Genomic DNA, 22790 nt, shown 5'->3' on the forward strand with positions numbered 1-22790 from the left:
TTTATCTATGCCTCCTTTGAATAATGATGCATAAATATTTCTTCAAGGTCAGGCTCATCTATCCAAATATTAGAGATCTCAATGAATGAAATCTTTTTTATAATTATATTGATATTCCCTTTAAATATGAATTTAACCCTATTTTCTTTTATTTCTAGTTTATTTACACCCATAATATTAAAGTGATTTTTATCTATCTTTGATAAAGTTTCAATTCTGAATCTTTTATAATTATTTTCTTTTAACGCACTAATATTCTCTAATTTTATTATTTTACCCTCTTTGATAATCGCCACACGATCACACAATTTTTGGACTTCACTTAAAATATGGGATGAGAATAAAATAGTTGCACCTTTTTTATTTTCTTCTTTTAATAAATCGAAAAATTTCTGTTGCATAAGAGGATCTAGTCCACTAGTCGGTTCATCCAGAATAATTAATTTAGGTTCATGAAGTAGGCCCTGAACGATGCCAACCTTCTTCTTGTTTCCAAAAGACAAATCATCGATTTTCTTATTTAGGTCAAGATGCATTATCTCTGCTAAATAATTGATTCTTTTGCTACAATCTTTTTTATAAAAACTAGCTGAATACTTTAAAAGCTCAATCACCTTCATATTGGCATAATAAAAAACTTCCGATGGCAAATAACCAATTTCTTTTTTTATTTCAGATCCATATGCTACAACATCCTTACCAAAGATATTAGCACTGCCACTCGTTGGATATATTAGAGATAGCAGTATCCTAATCGTAGTTGATTTACCAGAACCATTTGGCCCAATAAACCCAAAAATCTCTCCCTCCTTAACACTAAAGCTTATATCGACAATCCCTCTTGATTTTCCATAACTTTTCGTTAAATTGTTGGTTTCAATAACATTCATTTTTAAAACATCCCTTCAAAATATCATTTCCTAGTTTTATTTTAAATATTGGTAACAAGCTAAACATTATTAATCCTATTATTTACAAAGAAGTTTTTATTATTCAAGTCACAGGGGATGTATCAAAAATCTTTCTATTTAGAAAAGTTATAGTAAATAAAAAAAGCTCGGCTTAATGCCGAACTGGATTTATACCTTTTTAACAAATTCAGATTTTAATTTCATAGCTCCAAAACCATCAATTTTGCAATCAATATCATGATCGCCATCAACCAAACGTATATTTTTTACTTTTGTACCTATTTTTATAACTGATGCACTTCCTTTTACTTTAAGATCTTTGATTACTGTTACAGAATCGCCATCATTTAAGACATTTCCATTTGCATCTTTGATAATCTTTTTATCTTCACTATTTTGGGTTTCTAATTTTAAAGTCCACTCATGGCCACATTCTGGGCAAATCAAAAGACTTCCATCTTCGTAAGTGTATTCTGAATTACATTTTGGGCAATTTGGCAAATCAACCATAATTTCATTTCCTCCATTCGGTATTATTCATTCTAATATATAAAAATTATTTTCAATTCTCTTTTTACAACTTCGTAAGAATGGCAATTACGAACTTAAAATTCACAAAAAAACATGTAGAAAGTTTCTTATAGGTTTATATACTATCATAGTTTTCTCATATTGACAAACCTTCCTCGAAGATATCCTTAAAGTTCATTTCCTAAATACATGCAAGGCTTATCATGTCTTATGATTTCATTTTTTCTTTTCTAAACATTTATGTAGATCAATGCTTGTTTTATTTCATGTAATATCATTTAATATCTTTTTGCACAGCATAATATTCTTTCAATGCTCGTTTTGAATTAAGATATGTATTAATCGTAGGCAAATAATTTATAATCCCATTCCTTTCACGCTCTATTTGAAATTTGTTATCCATATCAGAATAAGGTATAGATTTACGACCACCCTGTAAACTCTTTTTATAATAGTATTCAAGCATTTCTAAAGGAATTATATAGTACTCATTGTACATTTTAAAATGTGCTAATATAAAACTAACGCCACCATGTTCTTCATGTTCCTTAAGATCCTCTATTTGGTGCGCATGTATATTGCTCAGTGGTAAACTTTTTAATTCGGTCTCTTTTACATCAAATGCAATAGAAATTCTTTGTGCGATTCCGCTATAATCCACATGGGCTTTCTGTTCAAAATACGCCTTACTAATCATACCTTTCCCATCAATCTCAATTACTTTTATAGGAACTGGATTCTTTTTTATATAGGCTAATTTTTTTCTTCTATACAAATCATTTGTTAAATCAATCTCATTTTCGGATGCATCTCCACGATGCCCTCTACTTCTCCATGTTGTCATGATACGAACTCCTTTAGTTTTTAAATTTAAATCTTTCTTCTATTAAGAATATCATAAAAACAGTTTCTTTACGTATCATTTTTCATCCTACCAATAAACTATTACGATATGAAAGGACTGATATTGCCAGTATAATAGAGCACTAACCGATGTAGCGCTCTCGTACAAGCAATATATAATAGTTTTTTATCTCGTTCATTTAAATAATTTTCATTAGATGCATTATAAACCAGTACAGCGTCAAATTCTAACCCCTTTGCCATATAGACTGGAATAACCATCACGCAACAATTCATCATTACATGTTCATAAAATTGTTCACTCCCCTACTAAAATGCATTTATTTTAACAAACCAGTAATTCCAAACATGTGATATATGTTCATATAATATCATTTTATTTTCTTCATTACTAAATATAAAACTACAAATACAAATGCCACAAGCACGCTTACATATCCTAATGATAAAATTTTGGGTGTTGTACGATCTATAAAGGTTATCTTCTCTTTCATATACGATGAAAAAACTAAATCTTCATCTGGTAGGCCATCCAGTGATACTGCATAAACTCCTTTTTTTATTTTATTAAGAGGGATACTGCTTTCAATGACATATGGATATTTCTCATTTAGATTTATTTGAATATCTATCTTTCCAACTTCAGAAAAATTCTTTGCAGGATTTAATATATATGCAAATGTATTAATATAGTCATTCGTTTTTTCTCTGTCAATTGTTGCTTTCATAGGATAGGTTACCGTTAATATGTTCGTGCTATTTGCTTCAAATACAATTTCATATAAAAGGGTTGATATATTATTTTTAGACATCATATCTTCTATAATCATATCACTACTAAAAGCATATTGATTGTTCTGAAAACAACGATCAATCTCTCTTATAAAATGAAAATAAAAATCATTCTTGTTTCTGTGTGTCTTATTATACCAGCTATCTTCACGCTCAATTATATTCTCCCTAATAAATTTTTCTGTATTTATAATGGATTTTTCTATTTTATCGCTGTAATTACAATGAATGTTGGTTAGTGTATCTTCTCCTAATACCAAAATATACGCAGCTTTTCCCACATCATTGTTCTGGACATATTCAAAAACATTACAGTTACCATTTTCATCAATGTCAAATCCTGAAAAATTCATTGTTAAAACTTTTGTTTTATTGAGGTTAATATGAAAACCAACGTTACATTGTCTTTCTGTTGGGGTATCTAATATAATTTTATATATGGTAGCATCAGAAGTAGGATTGAAGTTTTTCGCTTCATATACTGGTTTATTTAAGTTTTCTATAATTCTATTTATATCAACTTGTTTTCTAAAATCATCAGGCTCTTTTAGATAATCTCTACTATCTACATGTCCAGCACTATATATCTCATAAGGAATCTCTTTACCATTAAATATAATTTCCGCTCCTAAACGATCATATCCGTCTGAAACATACGGAAACACCATAGGTACACTTATATTTTCTTTAGATGTGTTTGTTAGTGTATATTTTGCAGTAACGATCGCTTCATATGAAGCATTTTCATCCATCTTAAATGTTAATGTTTCACTTTCAACTTTAACAGGACAATCCTCCCTAGGTGCTATATTAAAACTTGGATACTTCTCTAAATATACAGGAGAAGAATTACCAAAAACTGTAATTGGTACTAATAAGATAATAATTAATATAAAAACAACTATTTTTTTAACTTTCACATATTTCGCCCTCCAATATTCATAAACTTGTAGATATGTGTTCGGTTCAATGGCTTCATACAGTTACGCTCGAAATATTACAGGCTTCTACTTTGCCACTATTTTAAAGCCTACTTTTCACTATAATCAAAGTATTTATAATTCCCCCAATATTCACTAAACCAATACTTTTTGTTTTCTCCATTATGATACGTTTCTTCATAGTATTTTGAGTTCTTCTCATAAAGTTGCAGAACTATGCCAAGATAATCCATATTCATACCATATATTTTCATAGATGCCTGTTCTAAATTTACAGCTAAATCTTCTTCTATTAATTTCTTTATGTCTTGTATTTCATGCTCCTTATATTTTCTCTTCGTTTTCAGTTTTACAAATAATACATTCCCCTTAAAACTCTTTTCAAAAACAACATCTTTCATACTCCACCAATATTCTCTTTTTAGTTTTTTCTCAAACGTCTTTGTTTCTGGTGTATTTATAATCCTTGAAGGTAGCTCTATATCTGTATCCTCAAAGTATTCTTTTTTTAAGATAAGGCTTTTTTTCTTGTCGATATTTTGTTCAATAATCTTCCTATCTCCTATATAAACTCTATAGTTAACTTTATCCCAATCATCTAAACTATACAATTTTGATGGGTAAGGTCCATGAATAACCATTCCTCTCTTCCAAATCAATAATTCTGTTGTAACATTCTTACTATTTGCAATATCTGAACGCTCTACGTTCTTATTAAAGTAATAATCTATATTCATCTCATCTTTCATTCTATAAACTTGATATTTTTCTAAATTTGATACAGGATGTACTTCTTTCATGTAATCATCTATCCCTTTATCAATTATATATTCTGTAGCAATCTGTTCCTTTGTCTTTTCATTGATCCTTTTTTGTGCTTCAAAGTATTTACCCTTGTTAATATACTTCTCATATCGTTTAACCATATTATGTTTTTCACTTTTGAGCTTTAAGGTCTTATAATCACTCGATGTTGCTTTAAAAATCCATAGGTTATCAATTTTACCTTCTTCTAGTAAGACTGCTACCAAAACATCTCCGTTTTTTGGAATATCGCTCGTACCATAATATTTTTCAAACTTACTTACTTTGATTTCTTTCTGTTTAATGCTACCCATCATAATCGTTAACGGGGTTATCGTGTATATTTCAGAATTCTTATTCGTTAATTTTCCTATGAATAGAGCTTTTTGATTTCCAGACATGATTCCTTCGGGTATATCACCTGCAAATGCAGTAATACAAGTAAAGCTTAAGCACATCAAAATAATAATAGCCTTTTTTAACATTTTAATCTCCTTTCAACCATGCCTATTTGACGTTATTTTAGAAATATATGATACCTCCATTTTTTTGGAGGCATTTTCACAGAATATTTTATTAATATATATTTTCCACATATATCTACATTATAACACTTGAGCAATACATTTACAAAATCTTCAGAATTTATAGATTGATTTATTTCCATTACTTAAATTTTTAGTGAAAACTAAAAAACCTAAGTATCTGCATAGGAAAAACTCCTTTCTGTTTGAATTCTTTATAGAAAAGAGTTTTCATTTTATACTAAATTTTCTTCAAATATATTTAATAAATTTAATAAATTTAATAAATTTAATAAATTTAATCTTTCAATTTTTTTCTTTAATACTTCACCATGTCATTCTTCTTTTAATAGCTTGCTTAATCCCATTACACCACATAATGCTAAAAATTCTTCTGGTGAGTCAGTTGGTGCTTTTTCTGTATCAAACGAAATGTAGTGCTGAAAAATTTGTTCATCTCCTATAGTGGCTACCGCTTCAGCTAGCTCAAGATTTGCTCTTTTACCTGGTAACCCTGATTCTTGTATTAGATATGTTTTTTTTGTGTTATTTTTTCACATTCCTATTTATTTCCTCTCTAGAATCTTCGATCCTTCTCCGTTTTCTGTGATTTCTTCTATTTTATCCATTCCAAGCTGCTTTAGTATTTTCATTACGTTTACATTATCAAAAGGCGTCATGATCAAAGAATCTTCCCCAAATTCATTGACTTTGTGTGTAGCTTTTTCCACATCAATATTGGTTCTAGGGCCTCCTACACATCCTCCATTACAACCCATTCCTTCTATGAAATTATAATCTATATCTTTTTCGGTAGATAATTCATCTAATATTTGCTTACAAGCTTTCACTCCATCTACCCTCTTAGCCTTTAGCTTAATCAATCTAGCAGGCTCAAGTCTGTTGACAGCTGTTTTAACAGAAAAACTAACCCCTCCAGTTCTTGCGTAGACTCTGCCTCCAAAGGAAGCTTGGTCTTTATCTTCACTTGGAAGATCTGAAAGATTGATGTTAAGCGCCGAAAAAATTTCTTTTAGTTCTCTAAATGTCAGAACAAAATCTATATCACCTTGTAAATCCGTTTCTTTTGCCTCAGCTTTTTTCGCTATACACGGACCAATAAAAACAACCTTTGCATCTTGGTACAGTTTTTTTAAAATTCTTCCAGATGCAATCATTGGAGAAATGGATGGAGGCATATGTGTAAAAAGACTTGGATAATTTTTTTTGACTAAATTAAACCATACAGGACAGCAGCAGCTGGTTAAAAAGAAATCTTTTTCACTTTTTACCAAATGGTTAAATTCAAAAGCTTCTTTTATTGTCAGTATATCCGCAAATAATGCTACTTCAATCAAATCTTGAAATCCAATAAGTTTAAGGGCTGTTCTTAATTGACCTATGGTTACATTTTCTCCAAATTGACCCACAATAGCAGGCGCAACGGTAGCATATACAATAGTTTTTTTATCTTGCAAAAAATCGATTAATGGAACAAATTCTATTTTGTCTGCTAAAGCTCCATAATCACATTTTGTAACACATTGGCCACAACTTAAACACTTATTGTTAACAATTATAGGTCCTCTTGTTCTTTTATAAATACTAGCTTCATATTTACATGCATCACTGCATTTACATTCTTCATCATTACAATATTCACAAGCCCCATCTATCTTAGCTATTATAGGTTGTCCAATTTTTTTAAAATTTTTCATCTGATAGACTTCATCTTCGAAATTAGCATTTCCTTTGGCATCTAACCCCATAGCTACCCGAATATGATCCTGAATAAATGGCATGTCCTCATCCTTAAAGTTGTATCTTTTTTTAATCTCCTTTGCTAGATTATTTAAGTCATGGATATCTTTTATTTCTTTATTCCAATACTTCTTAACCACTTCCGAAAAAATTTTCATTCTCTTATCTTGAAAATTATGAAATTTATCATTCACACTATATCATCCCTTCTTTTATTTTTTCTAACTATAAGCGCATCAAAATTCTTTGAAACACTTAAATTTTCTTCATAGATTAGTGCAGATTATGGTTTTTGATTATTTTCATAAAGAACTCCTATAGATAAAGTATTTTCTTTCAGATTTGTCTCTTTAATATATTTACCAAAACTACAAAATTAAATCTTTATATTTTCTATTTGTTTTTTTATTTCATCATAATGATAGATAAACATTTTATCCGATTATCCAAAGATCATCAAAGCTGGAGAACAAATCATCATTTAAGCTTGAGATAAGCCGCAAAAATTTTAGAGGTTCGTTCTAGTGCTATCAACATTTTTGCAAAAGAAATCTATACGATAGATCGGAAAACCTTTGATAAGGTGAAAAAACATATTAAAGTTTAAAATCACCCTTAAACTTTATCACTTCTTCAGGTAAGATATTAAGTACTAAAAAAGCACCTAACCTCAGTCAGATGCTTTACCACACATTCCACATGATTAATATATATAACATTTTTATTCTCTATCAAACCATTTTTTGAATACCTTTACGATCTTTAAAAGTTCTTCTTCCTCAATAATATAAGGAGGCATTGTATACATAAAATTTAAAAATGTCCTGTTCCAAACCCCATGGGTATAAGCAAATTGACTAAATCCTTGTAAATCTTTTGCATCATAAACCTCAATACAAGCACATGCCCCCATGACTCTAATATCTTTTATTTTGTGAGATTTTAAATTCTTTAATGAATCTATCAAAATTCTTTCAATCTTTTTAATCTTATCCATATAATCATCTCTTAAAAAGATGTCTAAACTTTTAAGAGCGATCCTACATGCAAGCGCATTTCCCATAAAAGTAGGCCCATGCATAAATGCTTTAGATGGATCATCTGAATAAAAGCCCTCATAGATCTTCTGATTAGCTACCGTTGCTGCATGTCCAACATATCCACCTGTAAGCGCTTTTCCAAGTACGATAATATCTGGAATGACTAGCTCACTTACAAACTTATTTCCTGTTCTACCAAACCCAGTTGCCACTTCATCAAAAATAAATATAACATCGTATCTGTCACAAAGCTTTCTCGCTTCTTCTAAAAATTGAATATCATACATTTTCATTCCAGCCGCCCCTTGTAAAAGAGGTTCTACAATAAAGACTGCTATTTTGTCATGTCTTTTCTCTAAGATTGCTTCTAACTCTTCTATCTTAGGACAAATATGATAAATACCTTCTTTTTCTGGAAATGCCTTATGATAATCTGCATCATCTCCAACTGCCATAGCTTTAAATGTATCTCCATGATAGGCTTCCTTTAAAGCTATAATTTCTTTTTTCTTAGACATTCCTTTATTATTATAATACTGAATGGCCATCTTTAAAGATACTTCTACGGCAACACTTCCAGAATCTGAGAAAAACACATGGTTTAAATCTCCTGGAAGAATTTCTTTTAGTTTCTCTGCTAGTTCTAACGCAGGGTCGTGATTAAGACCCCCTAACATAACATGCGAAAAATTGTTTATTTGATCGATTGCCGCTTCATTGATTTCTTCGTTGCTATATCCATGTATTGCACTCCACCACGAAGACACGGAATCAATTAATTTTTTATCTTCTGTATATATATATACGCCTTTAGCCTTTTTGACTTTATAAGGTGTTTTCATGCTTTTCATCTGTACATAAGGATACCAAATCATAATCTCACCATTCCCCTTTCGTTCCTTTCTAATTCCTACATAAACTTTTAATTCTACAACAGCTAATATCATAACTGCTAAAAATAAATCTGTTATCATGTAGTTAAGGATTGCCTTACTATGATCATATTACATGGTAGATCTATTGTCAACTTTTCATTAATAATAGTTAACAATTAAAATATGAAATAACAGCTTTACGCCAAATGCTAATTCCTGAAGCTGATTACATAGTTGATCTTACTCATATAAGAACCGCCTCATTAATCTATACAGAAAAAACTCCTTTCTGTTTGAATTTTTATAAATTCTTTGCAAAAAAGAGTTTTTAATTTATATTAGTTCCTTTAGCAACAGATGTTTTATCATTTAAAGTCAAGAATAATCTCTCTGACATATTCATAACTTACTGTAGTTCTTTTTCCAAAAGGCCTTGGTGCATGCGGTTTTCCCGCACATGGCTTTCTGATATTCTTCCCATCTTCCATGGTCTTCGCCCATATGTGCAAGGCTCGACTTCCCTTCTTACCTCTGTGCCCAGAGACCTTTTTGACGATGCGGCAGAATTCACTTAATGTTACGACCTGCACCTTCTCTCGCCCTGTTATTTAGCCAGGTACTTTATCCTCCCTCTTGGCACCCCACATTACATTGTTTTTACTTCATCAATAAGTAGTTCTTTTGTGTTTAATTCTGGATCATCTAAAACTTTATCCAATAAACAGTTCAATATAATCCCTATTTTCTTGCCCTGTGGGATTCCTAATTTCATTAAATCCATTCCATTAATGTCTAAATCTTTTATACTTAATGGTTGCTGTTCACTAATAATCTTTTTATATAATATTATTACTTTTTCAATGCTATCAAACGCATGTGGACCTTTACTTCCCTTTATGTCGGCTATTTGTAATTTGAATAATCTTTCTATATTATCTAATCCGATTCTATTGATTAATCCTTTAACGACTCTAGGGGTAACTTTATCATATTTACACATATGTTCTTTTACTAAAATTTTTACTAGCTCAATGGTTTTATTATCATATTTTAGTCTTTTTAGTATCTCCTCAGTTATGTCCATACCTTTCATATGATGATGGTAAAAATGTCCAATCTGGCTCTCATCTACAGAAAAGCATTGTGGTTTTCCAATATCGTGTAACATGGCCGCCAATCTTAATACCAAGTCTTTTTCTGTATGATCCAATACACTCATAACATGATCAAATACATCTTTGTCATGGTAAGGATTTCTTTGTTCAAATTTAATACATTCTTGTAACTCTGGAATAATATATTGTAGCAATTCAGTTTCATATAATAATTTAAATCCTTTAGATGGCTTATCAGACAATAGTATTTTATTGATCTCTTCTCTGATTCTTTCTTTGCTAATGTTTACAATGTTTCTAGATGATTTCCTTATAGATTGCATTGTATCTATATCAAGTTCATATCCAAGTTGGGTTGAAAATCTTACCCCTCTTAGCATCCGCAAATAGTCTTCATTAAATCTTTCCATTGGATCTCCTACACATCTAATTTTTTTATTAAATATGTCTGCCATCCCACCATAGTAATCGATTAAACCTTCTTTTCTACCATATGCCATTGCATTAACAGTAAAATCTCTTCTTTTCAAATCTTCTTTTAATTCATTTGTAAACTCAACTCTTTCAGGATGTCTTCCATCTATATACTCTTGATCAATTCTATATGTAGTCACTTCAAAAGATTTATCATCTACAACTACAGTTACCGTACCATGTTTTAATCCTGTAGGAATAACTTTAAAATGGTAAAATATTTCTAACATTTTCTCCGGCATACAATTGGTACATATATCCCAATCATTAGGCGTTCTCCCTAAAATACTATCTCTAACACAACCACCTACAATGTATCCTTCATATTTATAAAAATTTAATACATCTAATACGGTGTGTACTTTTTTAGGAATTTGTATTTTCACTTGATCACGCTCCTATTGATTTTTATCATCAATTCTTCAATTTTTTCGAATTGGGACTTAATAGTAATTTTGTATACTTGCAACAATGGCTGCTTTTATTCTCTATCTTGCATCACTAGTAAAGGTACGTAAAGTTTTCATATATGATGTTATTTTTTTTAAAGTCTTCAGGGGGCATTTGTCCTATATTCAATACCAATACCAATACCAATACCAATAATATATTAAGCCCCATAAATACTCCTATATTCCATGTTCTAAATTTTCATTTTAATTTATATCTTATTTTTTTTATTATCATATCATCAGAAATACTAAACATATTATCTATAAGTTCAGTTCTAAAACTTCCAGTACCCTTAACATGCTGAGAAAGTTCCCCACATATTCCCATAAGCGTTATCGCAAGAACAGTAGCATCAAGTATATTCCCAGAAGAAATATAGCTCGCTATAAGCGCAGTAAGCATGCAACCTGTCCCAGTTATCATTGAAAGCATTTCACAACCATTTGTTATTAAATATGTATGCGTACCATTTGTTATTATATCTACCGCTCCTGTTGCTGCAATAACAGAATCCGTTTGTATAGACAACGCCTTTAGCAGTTCTATAATTTCATTAGAATTTTGCTCTGTTACAATATCACATGCTCCAACATCAATGCCTTTTGAATTGCTTTTTATACCACATATTGCTTTTATTTCAGACATATTACCCTTGATAACACTCGGATGACACTCTGAAATATATTTCCTTGCATAATCTAGGCGAAGTTTACTGCACCCCACACCTACAAGGTCAATTACTTGTGGAATTTTCTTTTCAAAGGCTATTTTACCTGAAATCAACATAGATTTCATTCTGTTGTCCGTTATATTTCCAAGGTTAACCCCAAGTGATTTAGAAACAGCAGTAATTTCTGAAACCTCTAAAGGGTGTTCAGCCATAATAGGTTTTGCACCAACAGCAAGAACCATATTTGCACAATCATTAATTGAAATTGGATTTGTAATGCAGTGGATAAGATTTTTTTTGAATTTAATACTCTGTTTTATTTGCAATAGGTTGTCTATTGTCCGCTCTTGATTTGTCATAAACTTTTGCCCCCAAACGTCTCTGAATTTTTGCAAGCATATCTATCCTGCTTAATGTTGTCAGAAAAACAAATGCAATTGTTCCTCCAATAAGTGTCCCCATAATAAATGAAGGAACATAGAACATCCATGTAAGCCCTGTTCTTCCCCAAATAAATGTCATAATAGGATATGAAAGTATCGCTCCTATAATACCAGTTCCTATAACCTCCCCTATAATCGCAAAAATCAACTTTCCCTTAGATACTTGGTATAAAACCCCAGACAAAACAGCCCCAAAAACTGCTCCAGTTACAGCTAAGGGTGGAATTCCCATGAACAGCATTCTTATCACACCAATCAGTGTTGCACAAAGCAGTGAATACCAAGGTCCAAGGATAACAGCACATACGATGTTAATAAAATGCGCCATAGGACACATTCCTTCAATACGAAGAATTGGCGAAATTACAACTCCCATTGCCACTATCATTGCCAACATAAGTTTTTTTAATAGTTTTGAGTTTTTCTCCATAATAAAATACCTCCCTAATAATATTTATTTCCAAATATGTCGAATAGGAAATAAATACTATTATCGAGGTATAATTTTAGCGCAACTAAATAGCAATTTCCTATATGACATAAGCCATATTTATCGGTCGAAGCTCAAAAGCTTCCTCTCACCTTGAAACACAAGTTCCCTCGCTATTTAGTTGTACTTTTGCCATATAAGCGCAGGGCGCTCCCCCTTCGCTTATCGAAGATATGTTCCTTGATGCAGAAAAAATGGGCTACACCGAATAAGGCATATCCCATCTATACTCATAAAATATATAAGCAAATAGTATAAATTAAATATTTTCCTACACCGGCATTATCCGAATCAAGTTATGGGTCGAAGCATAAACTTCCTCTCAGCCTGCCGTACAAGCTCCCCTTTTGGGAAAATTATACCATATAGTTTTCTTTAATGCAACATAACTGAAAAATCTCGAAAATGCATCATAATAAAAATTTATATGTCACAACATTTTCTTATATATGTTTTTTCCTTTTTTATTTTATGTAATCTTGTCCATATATTATATATCCTTACATTCTTCTTGTTGCACGTTTTATATATGATCCGAAATATCATCATTAATAAATTCTATATTATTGTAAATCTCTATTTTATGAGAAGTTATTACAATAACCTTTAAAAAAACAAAAATCTTACATTTTTTTACATCGTTTAAGCGTATTTATTTTGTAAAAGCCTCAATAGCTTGAAAATAATATGATCTCTATCCCATCTTCAGTTACAAGAATTGTATGTTCCCATTGTGCTGAAAGTGACCCATCAGCTGTAAATGCTGTCCATCCATTATCTCTATCTATAAATATTTCATGACTTCCCTCATTGATCATAGGTTCAATAGTAAATACCATACCTGGTACTAAGATCATACCTGTTCCTCTTTTTCCAAAATGATATACAAAGGGTTCTTCATGAATAGCAATTCCAACTCCATGCCCTCCAAATTCTCTAACTACAGAGTATCCATTACTTTCTGCATGCTCTTGCACTACTGCTTATATCCCCTAAAAAACTCTTCCAAGGTTTAATTGCCTCTATTCCCTTATATAAACTTAAAGTACTTCGCCTTTATTCTCTCTTTCAAGTTCAGGTGACACTAGGAATAATCCTAATTTTCAGGAAATAATAAAACTCCTTTCTGTTTGAATTTTTATAAATTCTTTGCAGAAAAGAGTCTTTATTTTATACTAACTTTTCTTCAAATATATTTAATAAATTTAATCTTTCAATTTTTTTCTTTAATACCTTTGTGTCTGTAGTATATAAATTTAATTCTCTCATTCTTTTAAAATAGTCCGCTCCTGCGAAAGTATATCTTGTTTTTACACCTTCTTCTGTTTGTGATTCCTTATGTTCATATGCAATCAAGTCCCCAACACATAAATTTACTGGTAATTCTAAAAGAGGCATTCCTTTTACTAATCGAACACTATTATGTCCTGCTAGACTTCCCGTGATAATAGCTTCTGTATGCCCCACAAAAAGTCCTGCTTTTTCACCTGCACACAGCATATTATCTACGGTATCAACTTTCATGGTATTATCTCTAGGTGCAATGGATAAGTAACGGATTGAATTGCCAATACCTCCAGCGTAAGGATCTTCATATCTTGCATTTTCTAATCCCTTAAATTTTCTGAGTTTATCTAATGGATAGAACGGAGCCATCAGTTTTGCATGGCCTGTATCTAGTAAGACTAAATTTTCCGCATATTCCTTCAATGCATATTGTTGGCAAACTTTCATGTCTAATTTTTTAGTATTGATCTCTTCTTTTGGGACAGGTAATAGGACGACACCCTTTTCATTTAATGTATGAATCAGCTCTTGGCTTAAAGAATCTTTATTTAATTTGCATGAGCCACTAAAGGCTCCATATGACCCATCTTTCCTTTTTCCTATAAGGTCTTCTACACCTGCCTTTTTGCTAATGCTTACCCGAGGGCCAAAGGAAGGGCATCTTAATATACACATTGAACAACCATTGCCATATTTTAAGCAGTTTCCCATAGGCCCTGTTGATCCAGTAGTTTCAATAAAAACATCCCCCTCAATCATTTGTCCATCTTGTAATTCAATCCCTGTAAGGGTTCTCTCTGTTAATTTTACATTTACAGCTCTCGCTTTCAGTAAAATATTTATATTCATTTCTTTTAAAAGTTTCCTAGTCATAGGTTCTATCTTACACACATCATACAGGCTTGCATGTTTATGTCCTGGAAAATCAATATTTATATGTCTTGATGCGCGATCAGCAATATCAAACAATTCTTTTGCTCCTAACAAGCTACATTCTTCTGCGGCAGTGTAGCGTCCATTATTTCTCATAATACCCCCTACATTGCCAAGTCCAAGCAGAATATCCATTCTCTCTAATATAGTAACATGGGCACCTGCTTTTTTTGCAGTAACAGCTGCTGCAACACCTGCCCAACCGCCTCCGATCACTACTACTTTAACCATTCACCTTCCCCCCTTCTAAAGCTTCTCTTACCTCTAATTGGGTTTTGCACATTTTTACGATCGTTCCATTCTTCGTTTTGCAAGAGCATGCGCCACAAACGCCCTCTCCACAACACATTTTACTATTATTTGTTATGACAAATTTCACTTTTTCGTCTAATTGATTGATTTGGTTTTCAACTCTTTTATGAAATCTATCTGAACCTGCACTATACACAAGATCATAATTTCCTGTCTTTATGATCTTTTCAAGATGCTTTAGCCCTTTTTCTTCTTTTAGATTTAATTCTACTGTTTCAATATTTAAATCTTTTATATAGTTTTTTATAAAAACTGCGTGAAGTTTACCAGGATCTATCACAAAAGTTATTTTATTTTTGTTTTTTAATAAATGTTTTAGTGCAAGAACTGATGGTGCCAAAGCAATTCCCCTTGAAACAAGTAAGACCTTTTCTTTTTTTGTAGATTTAAGGTTTTTAAGTCCTAACACCCCATTCCAGTAAGGGCCCTTTACTAAAATTTTATCCTCACATGCTAATAGTGCTTTTGTTTTTGCACCTATGATTTGTACCGCTATATAAATTTCTCCTTTCTGCTCATCCGCGTCCATAATAGACATTGGCACATCAAAAAAATGAGGGCTTTGCCAATCTCTAAGAAATACATATGCACCTGGATGCTTTAATTGCCGTGCAAGTGTTTTTGTAACTGCAATTTTCAAAATCATGATTTCTTCATGGACCATTTTTTTTTCAATAATTTTGCCTTTAATTACTTCTCTCTGATCCTTTTTTTTGTTGCTACACCAATAAAATTCTTGATAAATACATACCCCACGCCAATTACAATCACAAAAGTCTTCTCCTTGCAGATGCGAACATGTAATGCATTCATTTGTTTGTGCTAAATAACATGGACAATATTCACTACCTGCATCTATACATTCTAATCTTTCCGTTGACAATATGCATCCCTCCATATTTGCAATCATAAAAAAATATCCTATATTATAGGATATTTTTTAGGTTTGAAATATGTTACACATAGCCCACTATTAAATTTAAACATTTTATCACAACTCATTTTTTCCTGTGAATAAAATCGACTACTTTATCTTTAAAACTTTTTACACCGATATCTTCTCTTGTAACTAAATCTGTAGTATATAATAAATTTCCGTTGAGATAAACTTTTGCTTTTCCTATTTTTTGTCCTCTTTTTATAGGTGCTTCTAGTGATTCCTCTATATTTAATCGTGTCCGCACTTGTTTCTTTTCTTCACAGGTTAAGGGTACAATCACATCTTCTTTAGAAACAACACACGTTTTAATTTTTTTTCCGTTTTTTATTGGAATCCTCTTGACTACATCATCTTTTTTTATTGCATGATAAGCTGTATATTTTCCAAAAGCATCATCAAGTAAACCATAAGAATCATTAAACCAATTCGGTGCATTTAGTACAACACATATTAACTGCATACCATTTCTTGTTGCAGATGTAACAAGACATCTCCCGGCTGCTTTTGTATATCCAGTCTTAACACCGTCTCCTCCATCATATTGGGTAAGGATTTTATTTTTATTGTAAAAATGTTTGTATCCATCTCGATCAGCAACCCATAACTTTGTTTTAACAATTTTATGGAAATTTTTATTCAGTAGCGCTTCTCTCGTAATGAGTGCCAAATCATATGCAGTCGTATAATGTTCTTTGTGATGAAGTCCATTTGGATTCATAAAGTTTGTATTTTTAGCACCAATTTCCTTCGATCGCTTATTCATAAGTTGTGCAAAGTTTTCTACAGACCCAGATATTGTTGTGGCAATGGCAACGGCTGAATCATTCCCAGACCGCAACATTAACCCATAAACTAAATCTTTCATTTTCATTTTTTCATCTTTCTTTAAATAAATAGATGATCCTTCTATGCCCACTGCGTTATTTGGGATTTTTACAATTTTATTTAAATCCATTTTTTCTAAAGCTAATAAAGCTGTCATAATCTTCGTAGTACTTGCCATAGGTTTTTTTTCATTAATATTTTTTTTATAAAGCACTCTTCCTGTTTTTACATCCATTACAATTGCACTACTCGCAGAAATTTGAGCGGTTTCACTAAAACATATAAAGCTATTAAAAGAAAGAACGACTACAATCAGTATCATCGTACTGTAAATTTTTCTTTGTTTCAAAGCTATCACTCCGTTTACAATTATGGTTAATTTTAGTATTTTGTAAATATAGCTAGAAATACTATTAAAAACCCCAAAATAAACTCCCTAGAAATAAAAGTAAGGAGTAAATATTTATTTCTCCCTACTCTTCTTCTGTTTTCTTTTCTTCAGAGTTCTTTTTGCCTTGATTTTTATTATTTTTATTGCACATTCCTTGCGCTTTATCTAATAGTTTAGGTATAGAATTGATTATGTTATCTAGCATATTTGCATTCTGATCTACTGATAATAATTTCATTTCTCCATTGCCTACAACCATAAAAGCAACTGGTTGTACAGAAACTCCTGCGCCAGTACCACCGCCAAATGGAAGTTTCTCACTCGTATCTGCATCGTCTTCTTCAGATTTCATTTTCGCCTTATATTCTCCGCCACCAGAAGCAAAACCAAAAGATACTTTTGATATAGGAATAATAACGGTTCCATCAGGTGCTTCAACCGGATTTCCTACAATTGTATTTACATCGATCATATCTTTTAAGCTTTCCATTGTGGTTTTCATTAGTGCTTCTATTGGATGATTTGCCATCCTATTCACCACCTTTTTCTTATAAATGTATAGCCAAATTTTATTGTTGCAATAATAATATAGCCTATTTTAGTGTTTATTATACAATGAATAGTTGTTTTAAAGCTTTCTTTATTAAACTTAGGAATCACCTTTAAAGTCACTTTACTACATGTTATATTATTTCTCATAATTGTAATCAGCTGGCTCTTAGCTGCCCATAGTATTCCTGATAATAGCCCTGTAACTGCAGCATTTTCTATTCCAAATTCTGTTGTCCATAAAAAATCAGAAATTTTCATTTTTTCAAGAACATATTTAATAGGGCTAGTATAATACTTCAAAAAATATTTTGCCTTCTTTACAATTTTTTTTATTTCTTCAAAGGTAACCATTGTCTTATTTTCTTCTATTAGCTCATCTTCATTTTTTTTAACTTCCGTATTTAATTTTAAGAAAGGAATACCATTCTTTTTCATGTCTAAATCTACAAAAGGGATTTCTATTTTATAGTTAAATAAACCAAATAATGTTTTAATCTTTAAAATGACTTTATCATTCGTACCATCTTTCAAAATTTTTATACTAATGGTTATAGGTACAAAAAATAGTATACTAAAAACTATAATAAGCATCATACTAATATATATGTAAATTTAGAACACCGCCTCTCATTACCAAACACTTAGTGTATTTTTTCCATTTAATACAAAAAATACACATTATATAATGATTTCAAAAAAAATAACACCGATAAATTATTCATCGGTGAAATCTAATGTTTCAAAATCCTCTATTTTAGGCAATTCCTCTAAACTGTTTAGTCCAAAAGATTTTAAGAATGTGTCCGTAGTTCCATATAGAATGGGTCGACCTGTTCTCTCTAATCTTCCCTTTTCTATGATTAGTTCTTTTTCAATAAGCGTATTTATTGCTTTATCACTCTTTACCCCTCGAATCGATTCAATGCCCGGTCTTGTAATCGGCTGATTATATGCTATAATTACAAGTACTTCTAAAGCTGCTTGTGTTAATCCTTTATTTTGAACGGGTTTACATAAATTTTGAATATATTCAAAATGCTTATTATTTGTACATAGTTGAAAGCTATTGTTTACTTCTATTATTTGAATGCCTCTATCTTCTATTTCATACTCTTTTTTAAGATCCATTAAAGACTTTCGAATAAACGCAGAAGGTAAATTTAATATATCCGCAATAGATTTAATATTTAGTGGGTCTCCCCATACAAATAACATCGCTTCTATAATTGACTTAACCTCTTTTTCTTCCATTCTTTCTACCTCTCATCATTTTCAATATTTCTTGTCACCACCATATTTCCAAATGTTCCATTTTGTTCTACAACAATAAATTTTAATTTCATTAATTCTAAAATTGCTAAAAAGGTTACAACAATTTCGCTTTTATCAAAAGAATTTATGAAAAACTTTTCAAATTCTAATGAATTCTTTTGATAAATCAAGTTTTTAACTTGCTTAATTTTGTCCTCTAAAGTAATCTCTTCTCTTTTTATTTCTTTAATATGGATTCTGTTTTGATTTATTTTCTTTCTTTTCTTTAGCATACGATTGAAAGCATCTAAAAGATCTTTCATTTCTAATTCTCCTAATTCTTGTGTATCACTCCTAACAAATTGGTCAAATTGCTCTGGTTGCTTATAAAAAAATTTTGTATATATTTCTTCACGATTTTTAAATTCAGTTGCTGCATTTTTATATTTTTTATATTCAATCAACCGCTTTACTAAAGCTTCTCTAGGATCTTCCTCTACTATATCCATTTCTAGTTGTTCTTCTTTTTTATTTGGAAGGAGCATTTTTGATTTAATTTCTATGAGTGTAGCTGCCATAACTAAAAATTCACTCGTAATTTCTAAATCAAATTTTTTTATATCTTCAATATACTGAACATATTGTTCTGCGATCTCTGCAATAGGGATATTGTATATATCTACTTTTGCTTTCTCAATCAAGTGAAACAATAGATCAAATGGTCCTTCAAAAGCTTCTAGTTTTATTTGATATGTCATATTTCTTCACCTGCTTTATTATTAAAACTTATTCTTATTGAATATAAGCGATGCTACATTATTATACCATAATTGTCTATATAGAGAGAAATATAATGAAATAATTTGTATATCCTTGTTATACTGGTTTATTTATTTTGTGGAAAAGAAAATATAGATGAAAATATTTCTTATTAATATATTCCAACTTATTTCTCTACTCGGAACTTACTGAAGTAATAGTAATTATACCTGTATTTAATGATTATATCTTTCGTAAGCATATAAAAAGTAGCATTTATAAAAAATGCCACTTTTTATACAATAATAATTTCTTTGCTTGCTTTATTCAATACTTCTGATCCATTTTCTGTAATACATACGATATCTTCTATTCTCATACCAAATTTCCCCGGCATATAAATTCCTGGTTCGATGCTAAAAGCCATGCCTTTTTCTAAAATTCTTTCATTTCCACCTTTAATGTCGGGAGCTTCATGGACACTATATCCAATACCATGTCCAAGTCTATTCAAAAAATATTCTCCATATCCAGCATTCTTTATAACATCTCTAGATACTTTATCAACACTTTCTGCAGCTACCCCTTCTTTAGCAGCTTTTTCTCCCGCTTTATTCGCTTGATAGATAATTTCATATACTTTTCTTTCTTCATCTGATATTCCGCCCACAAAAACAGTTCTAGACATATCTGAACAAAGACCTTTATAGGTACATCCAAAATCTAAAATAATTACATCTTTCTCCTGAATATATCTTGCATATTCATTATAGTGAGGTTTAGAACTATTTGGACCTGATGCAATAATGGGATTAAATGATAATCCATCGCCACCTTTTTCCATAAATAGTTCTTCTATTTTGTCTTTAATGTCCTTTTCTTGTATTCCTGGACGAATAAATTTTACAATATCCTCATATACTTCATCTGCGAGTTTCGCAGCTTTTCTAAGATATTCTGTTTCCTCTTCATCTTTAATGATTCTTATTTCTTCTAATATTTCATTTCCATTTATAAAATTCACTTCTACGATCCCTTGAATGTCTAACATGCTAATAGCCCTAGTACTTCCATTTACAGCAATTTTTTTATGCATTAAATCAAAATCTTCAAATGCTTTTTTTACTTGCCCTAAGTATCCTTCTCCATCATCCCACGCATAAATAGCAGCATCTTTTCCTATCGCTTTTCCAATTTCTTCTTCATTTAGTTTCGGTACGATATAAAAATATCTACGATCTTTTAGATAAAAAAGTCCTTGAAATCTTTCGTCCATGTGCGGTGAAAAGCCCATTAAAAATTCTAAATCTGTTGAAGGTGTTATAATCATTGCATCTACTTCTCTTTTTTCCATTTCTGTTGTTAATTTGTCAATGTACTTCCTATTAAACATTTTTTATTCCCCCTGTTCATCAATTTCTTTATATTCTAAATTTTATCATACATAGGAATAATGAAAATAAACTCACCAATCATGCTTGTTCGTTTAATTATTTCCTTCTCAATATCAACAAGTTATTTTTGCACTTTATATATATACTTTTCATAATGTTAATATATTCTATTAATTCTATAAAACACCTTCAAGAAAATACTTTTGTACCTGTTTCATCTTAATTGTAATACTAAAAAAGAAGCGACTACATGTCTATTGTAATCACTTCTTTTTATATCATTGTATTGTTTTTATAATCATTTTTTGAAACATATTCAAAGCTGAAGCTGATGTAACTTCGCTTTGCGTTACAATATCTACCCTTCCGATTTCTTGTCCATCTTTTTTTAATATAATCTCTCCAACTTTTTCATTAGCTTTAAAAGGTGCTTTTATACTCTTTGGTAGTATAATTTCTTTTTGTACTTTACTTTCTTCTCCTTTTTTTACTAAAGCACTTAAATCATCTTTTGCCACAGCATTTACTTTTGCTTCTTTTCCTTTTTCAACCACTAATGGCTCAATCATCTGATTTTTCTTTGCAATAGGCACTGTACTATAAGCAGCAAATCCATAATTTAACAATCCTGTAGCTTCTGAAAATCTTATTTTAGAAGTTGGGCTTCCTAAAATGACCGTAATCAAATTGAATCCATTTTTTTTAGCTGAAGCTGACAAACAATATTTTGCATCTGAAGTATATCCTGTTTTTATTCCATTTGCTCCAGGATAGGTTCTGATTAGCTTATTGGTATTTGTCAGTTGCAAACTGGTTTGTTTTTTATTCGCTAACCCCACTTTCATAGAGGACATCCATATGGTCAAATAATCATGTATCTTAGGATACTTTAATAATTCCTTAGACATCAACGCAATATCATAAGCACTTGAATAATGTCCCTCTTGAGGTAATCCATTTGTATTCATAAATTGGGTATCACTCATTCCGAGTTCTTTTGCTCTTTCATTCATCCTTTTGACAAACATTTCTTCTGTTCCACTTATATGTTCTCCTAATGCAACGCAACCATCATTTGCTGAAGCTACAGCAATTCCTTTTAAAAGGTCATTTACTGATTTTTCCTCCCCAGGCTCTAAATATAATTGACTTCCTCCCATTGAGGCTGCACGTTCACTGATTAAGACTTGATCCTCTAAAGAAATTGAACCTTTGTCAATCGCTTCCATTGCAAGTAGCATTGTCATGACCTTTGTCACACTTGCAGGTGGAAGTTTATCATGTATATTCTTTTCATAAATTATTTTTCCACTCCCTGCATCCATTAAAATTGCAGATCTTGCATTTACTTCAAATTCTTGCCCATATACAAATAAACAACAATTGCTAGAAATTAACATAACGCATATAAAATAAACAATTATTTTAAACCTTTTTAGTCTCATATTAAGTCCTCCT

22 protein-coding genes are annotated in these 22790 nt (G+C 30.9%); all 22 read right to left on the minus strand.

Annotated features, from left to right (window positions below; translation table 11 throughout):
* Positions 1–5 precede the first annotated feature (5 nt).
* Complete coding sequence (locus EV214_RS00190) at positions 6–890, minus strand: ABC transporter ATP-binding protein (protein ID WP_132241495.1); 885 nt, start codon at positions 888–890, stop codon at positions 6–8.
* Positions 891–1079: 189 nt separating this feature from the next.
* On the minus strand, positions 1080–1421 hold the full coding sequence (locus tag EV214_RS00195; protein ID WP_132241497.1) for a zinc ribbon domain-containing protein YjdM: 342 nt from the start codon (positions 1419–1421) through the stop codon (positions 1080–1082).
* Positions 1422–1716: 295 nt separating this feature from the next.
* Positions 1717–2286 (minus strand): Holliday junction resolvase RecU, encoded by a 570-nt coding sequence (locus tag EV214_RS00200; RefSeq protein WP_132241499.1) that lies wholly within the window; start codon positions 2284–2286, stop codon positions 1717–1719.
* A 101-nt stretch (positions 2287–2387) separates the two neighbouring features.
* Positions 2388–2585 (minus strand): ATP-binding domain-containing protein, encoded by a 198-nt coding sequence (locus tag EV214_RS00205; protein WP_132241501.1) that lies wholly within the window; start codon positions 2583–2585, stop codon positions 2388–2390.
* Positions 2586–2677: 92 nt separating this feature from the next.
* Positions 2678–4018 carry a hypothetical protein gene (locus EV214_RS00210; protein ID WP_132241503.1) on the minus strand — a complete coding sequence of 447 codons (1341 nt, stop codon included), beginning with the start codon at positions 4016–4018 and terminating at the stop codon, positions 2678–2680.
* Between the two features lie 110 nt (positions 4019–4128).
* On the minus strand, positions 4129–5328 hold the full coding sequence (locus tag EV214_RS00215; RefSeq protein WP_132241505.1) for a hypothetical protein: 1200 nt from the start codon (positions 5326–5328) through the stop codon (positions 4129–4131).
* A 605-nt stretch (positions 5329–5933) separates the two neighbouring features.
* Positions 5934–7322, minus strand: a complete 1389-nt coding sequence (locus tag EV214_RS00220) for a [Fe-Fe] hydrogenase large subunit C-terminal domain-containing protein (RefSeq protein ID WP_132241507.1) — start codon at positions 7320–7322, stop codon at positions 5934–5936.
* A 527-nt stretch (positions 7323–7849) separates the two neighbouring features.
* Positions 7850–9142, minus strand: coding sequence for an adenosylmethionine--8-amino-7-oxononanoate transaminase (gene bioA, locus EV214_RS00225; protein WP_330571204.1), 1293 nt, complete (start codon positions 9140–9142; stop codon positions 7850–7852).
* Between the two features lie 266 nt (positions 9143–9408).
* Entirely contained in the window at positions 9409–9552 is a 144-nt protein-coding gene (locus EV214_RS18565) for a hypothetical protein (protein WP_165916147.1), read from the minus strand.
* Between the two features lie 137 nt (positions 9553–9689).
* Positions 9690–11018 (minus strand): CCA tRNA nucleotidyltransferase, encoded by a 1329-nt coding sequence (locus EV214_RS00230; protein ID WP_132241509.1) that lies wholly within the window; start codon positions 11016–11018, stop codon positions 9690–9692.
* Positions 11019–11283: 265 nt separating this feature from the next.
* Positions 11284–12114, minus strand: coding sequence for a hydroxyethylthiazole kinase (gene thiM / locus EV214_RS00235; RefSeq protein WP_330571205.1), 831 nt, complete (start codon positions 12112–12114; stop codon positions 11284–11286).
* Positions 12059–12628, minus strand: a complete 570-nt coding sequence (gene thiW, locus EV214_RS00240; protein ID WP_132241511.1) for an energy coupling factor transporter S component ThiW — start codon at positions 12626–12628, stop codon at positions 12059–12061. The genes thiM and thiW overlap by 56 nt, the downstream gene beginning before the upstream one ends.
* A gap of 728 nt (positions 12629–13356) precedes the next feature.
* Positions 13357–13665 carry a M24 family metallopeptidase gene (locus EV214_RS00245; RefSeq protein WP_330571206.1) on the minus strand — a complete coding sequence of 103 codons (309 nt, stop codon included), beginning with the start codon at positions 13663–13665 and terminating at the stop codon, positions 13357–13359.
* 193 nt (positions 13666–13858) lie between these two features.
* Entirely contained in the window at positions 13859–15139 is a 1281-nt protein-coding gene (locus tag EV214_RS00250) for an FAD-dependent oxidoreductase (protein ID WP_132241513.1), read from the minus strand.
* Positions 15132–16103 carry a sulfide/dihydroorotate dehydrogenase-like FAD/NAD-binding protein gene (locus tag EV214_RS00255; protein WP_132241515.1) on the minus strand — a complete coding sequence of 324 codons (972 nt, stop codon included), beginning with the start codon at positions 16101–16103 and terminating at the stop codon, positions 15132–15134. The genes EV214_RS00250 and EV214_RS00255 overlap by 8 nt, the downstream gene beginning before the upstream one ends.
* A gap of 115 nt (positions 16104–16218) precedes the next feature.
* Entirely contained in the window at positions 16219–17334 is a 1116-nt protein-coding gene (locus EV214_RS00260; RefSeq protein ID WP_243116513.1) for a D-alanyl-D-alanine carboxypeptidase family protein, read from the minus strand.
* Positions 17335–17458: 124 nt separating this feature from the next.
* Positions 17459–17905 (minus strand): GerW family sporulation protein, encoded by a 447-nt coding sequence (ytfJ, locus tag EV214_RS00265; protein WP_132241517.1) that lies wholly within the window; start codon positions 17903–17905, stop codon positions 17459–17461.
* 5 nt (positions 17906–17910) lie between these two features.
* Positions 17911–18519: a DUF2953 domain-containing protein gene (locus EV214_RS00270; protein WP_165916148.1), complete on the minus strand. Its 609-nt coding sequence runs from the start codon at positions 18517–18519 to the stop codon at positions 17911–17913.
* Positions 18520–18642: 123 nt separating this feature from the next.
* The gene (gene scpB / locus EV214_RS00275; protein ID WP_132241521.1) at positions 18643–19179 is read right to left on the minus strand and encodes an SMC-Scp complex subunit ScpB; all 537 of its coding nucleotides are present in this window, start codon (positions 19177–19179) and stop codon (positions 18643–18645) included.
* Positions 19180–19184: 5 nt separating this feature from the next.
* On the minus strand, positions 19185–19937 hold the full coding sequence (locus EV214_RS00280; RefSeq protein WP_132241523.1) for a segregation/condensation protein A: 753 nt from the start codon (positions 19935–19937) through the stop codon (positions 19185–19187).
* Positions 19938–20233: 296 nt separating this feature from the next.
* Positions 20234–21331, minus strand: a complete 1098-nt coding sequence (locus tag EV214_RS00285; RefSeq protein ID WP_132241525.1) for a M24 family metallopeptidase — start codon at positions 21329–21331, stop codon at positions 20234–20236.
* 279 nt (positions 21332–21610) lie between these two features.
* Positions 21611–22777 carry a D-alanyl-D-alanine carboxypeptidase family protein gene (locus tag EV214_RS00290; RefSeq protein WP_132241527.1) on the minus strand — a complete coding sequence of 389 codons (1167 nt, stop codon included), beginning with the start codon at positions 22775–22777 and terminating at the stop codon, positions 21611–21613.
* Between the last annotated feature and the right edge of the window lie 13 nt (positions 22778–22790).

The organism is Marinisporobacter balticus (assembly GCF_004345705.1).
GTDB lineage: Bacteria > Bacillota > Clostridia > Peptostreptococcales > Thermotaleaceae > Marinisporobacter > Marinisporobacter balticus.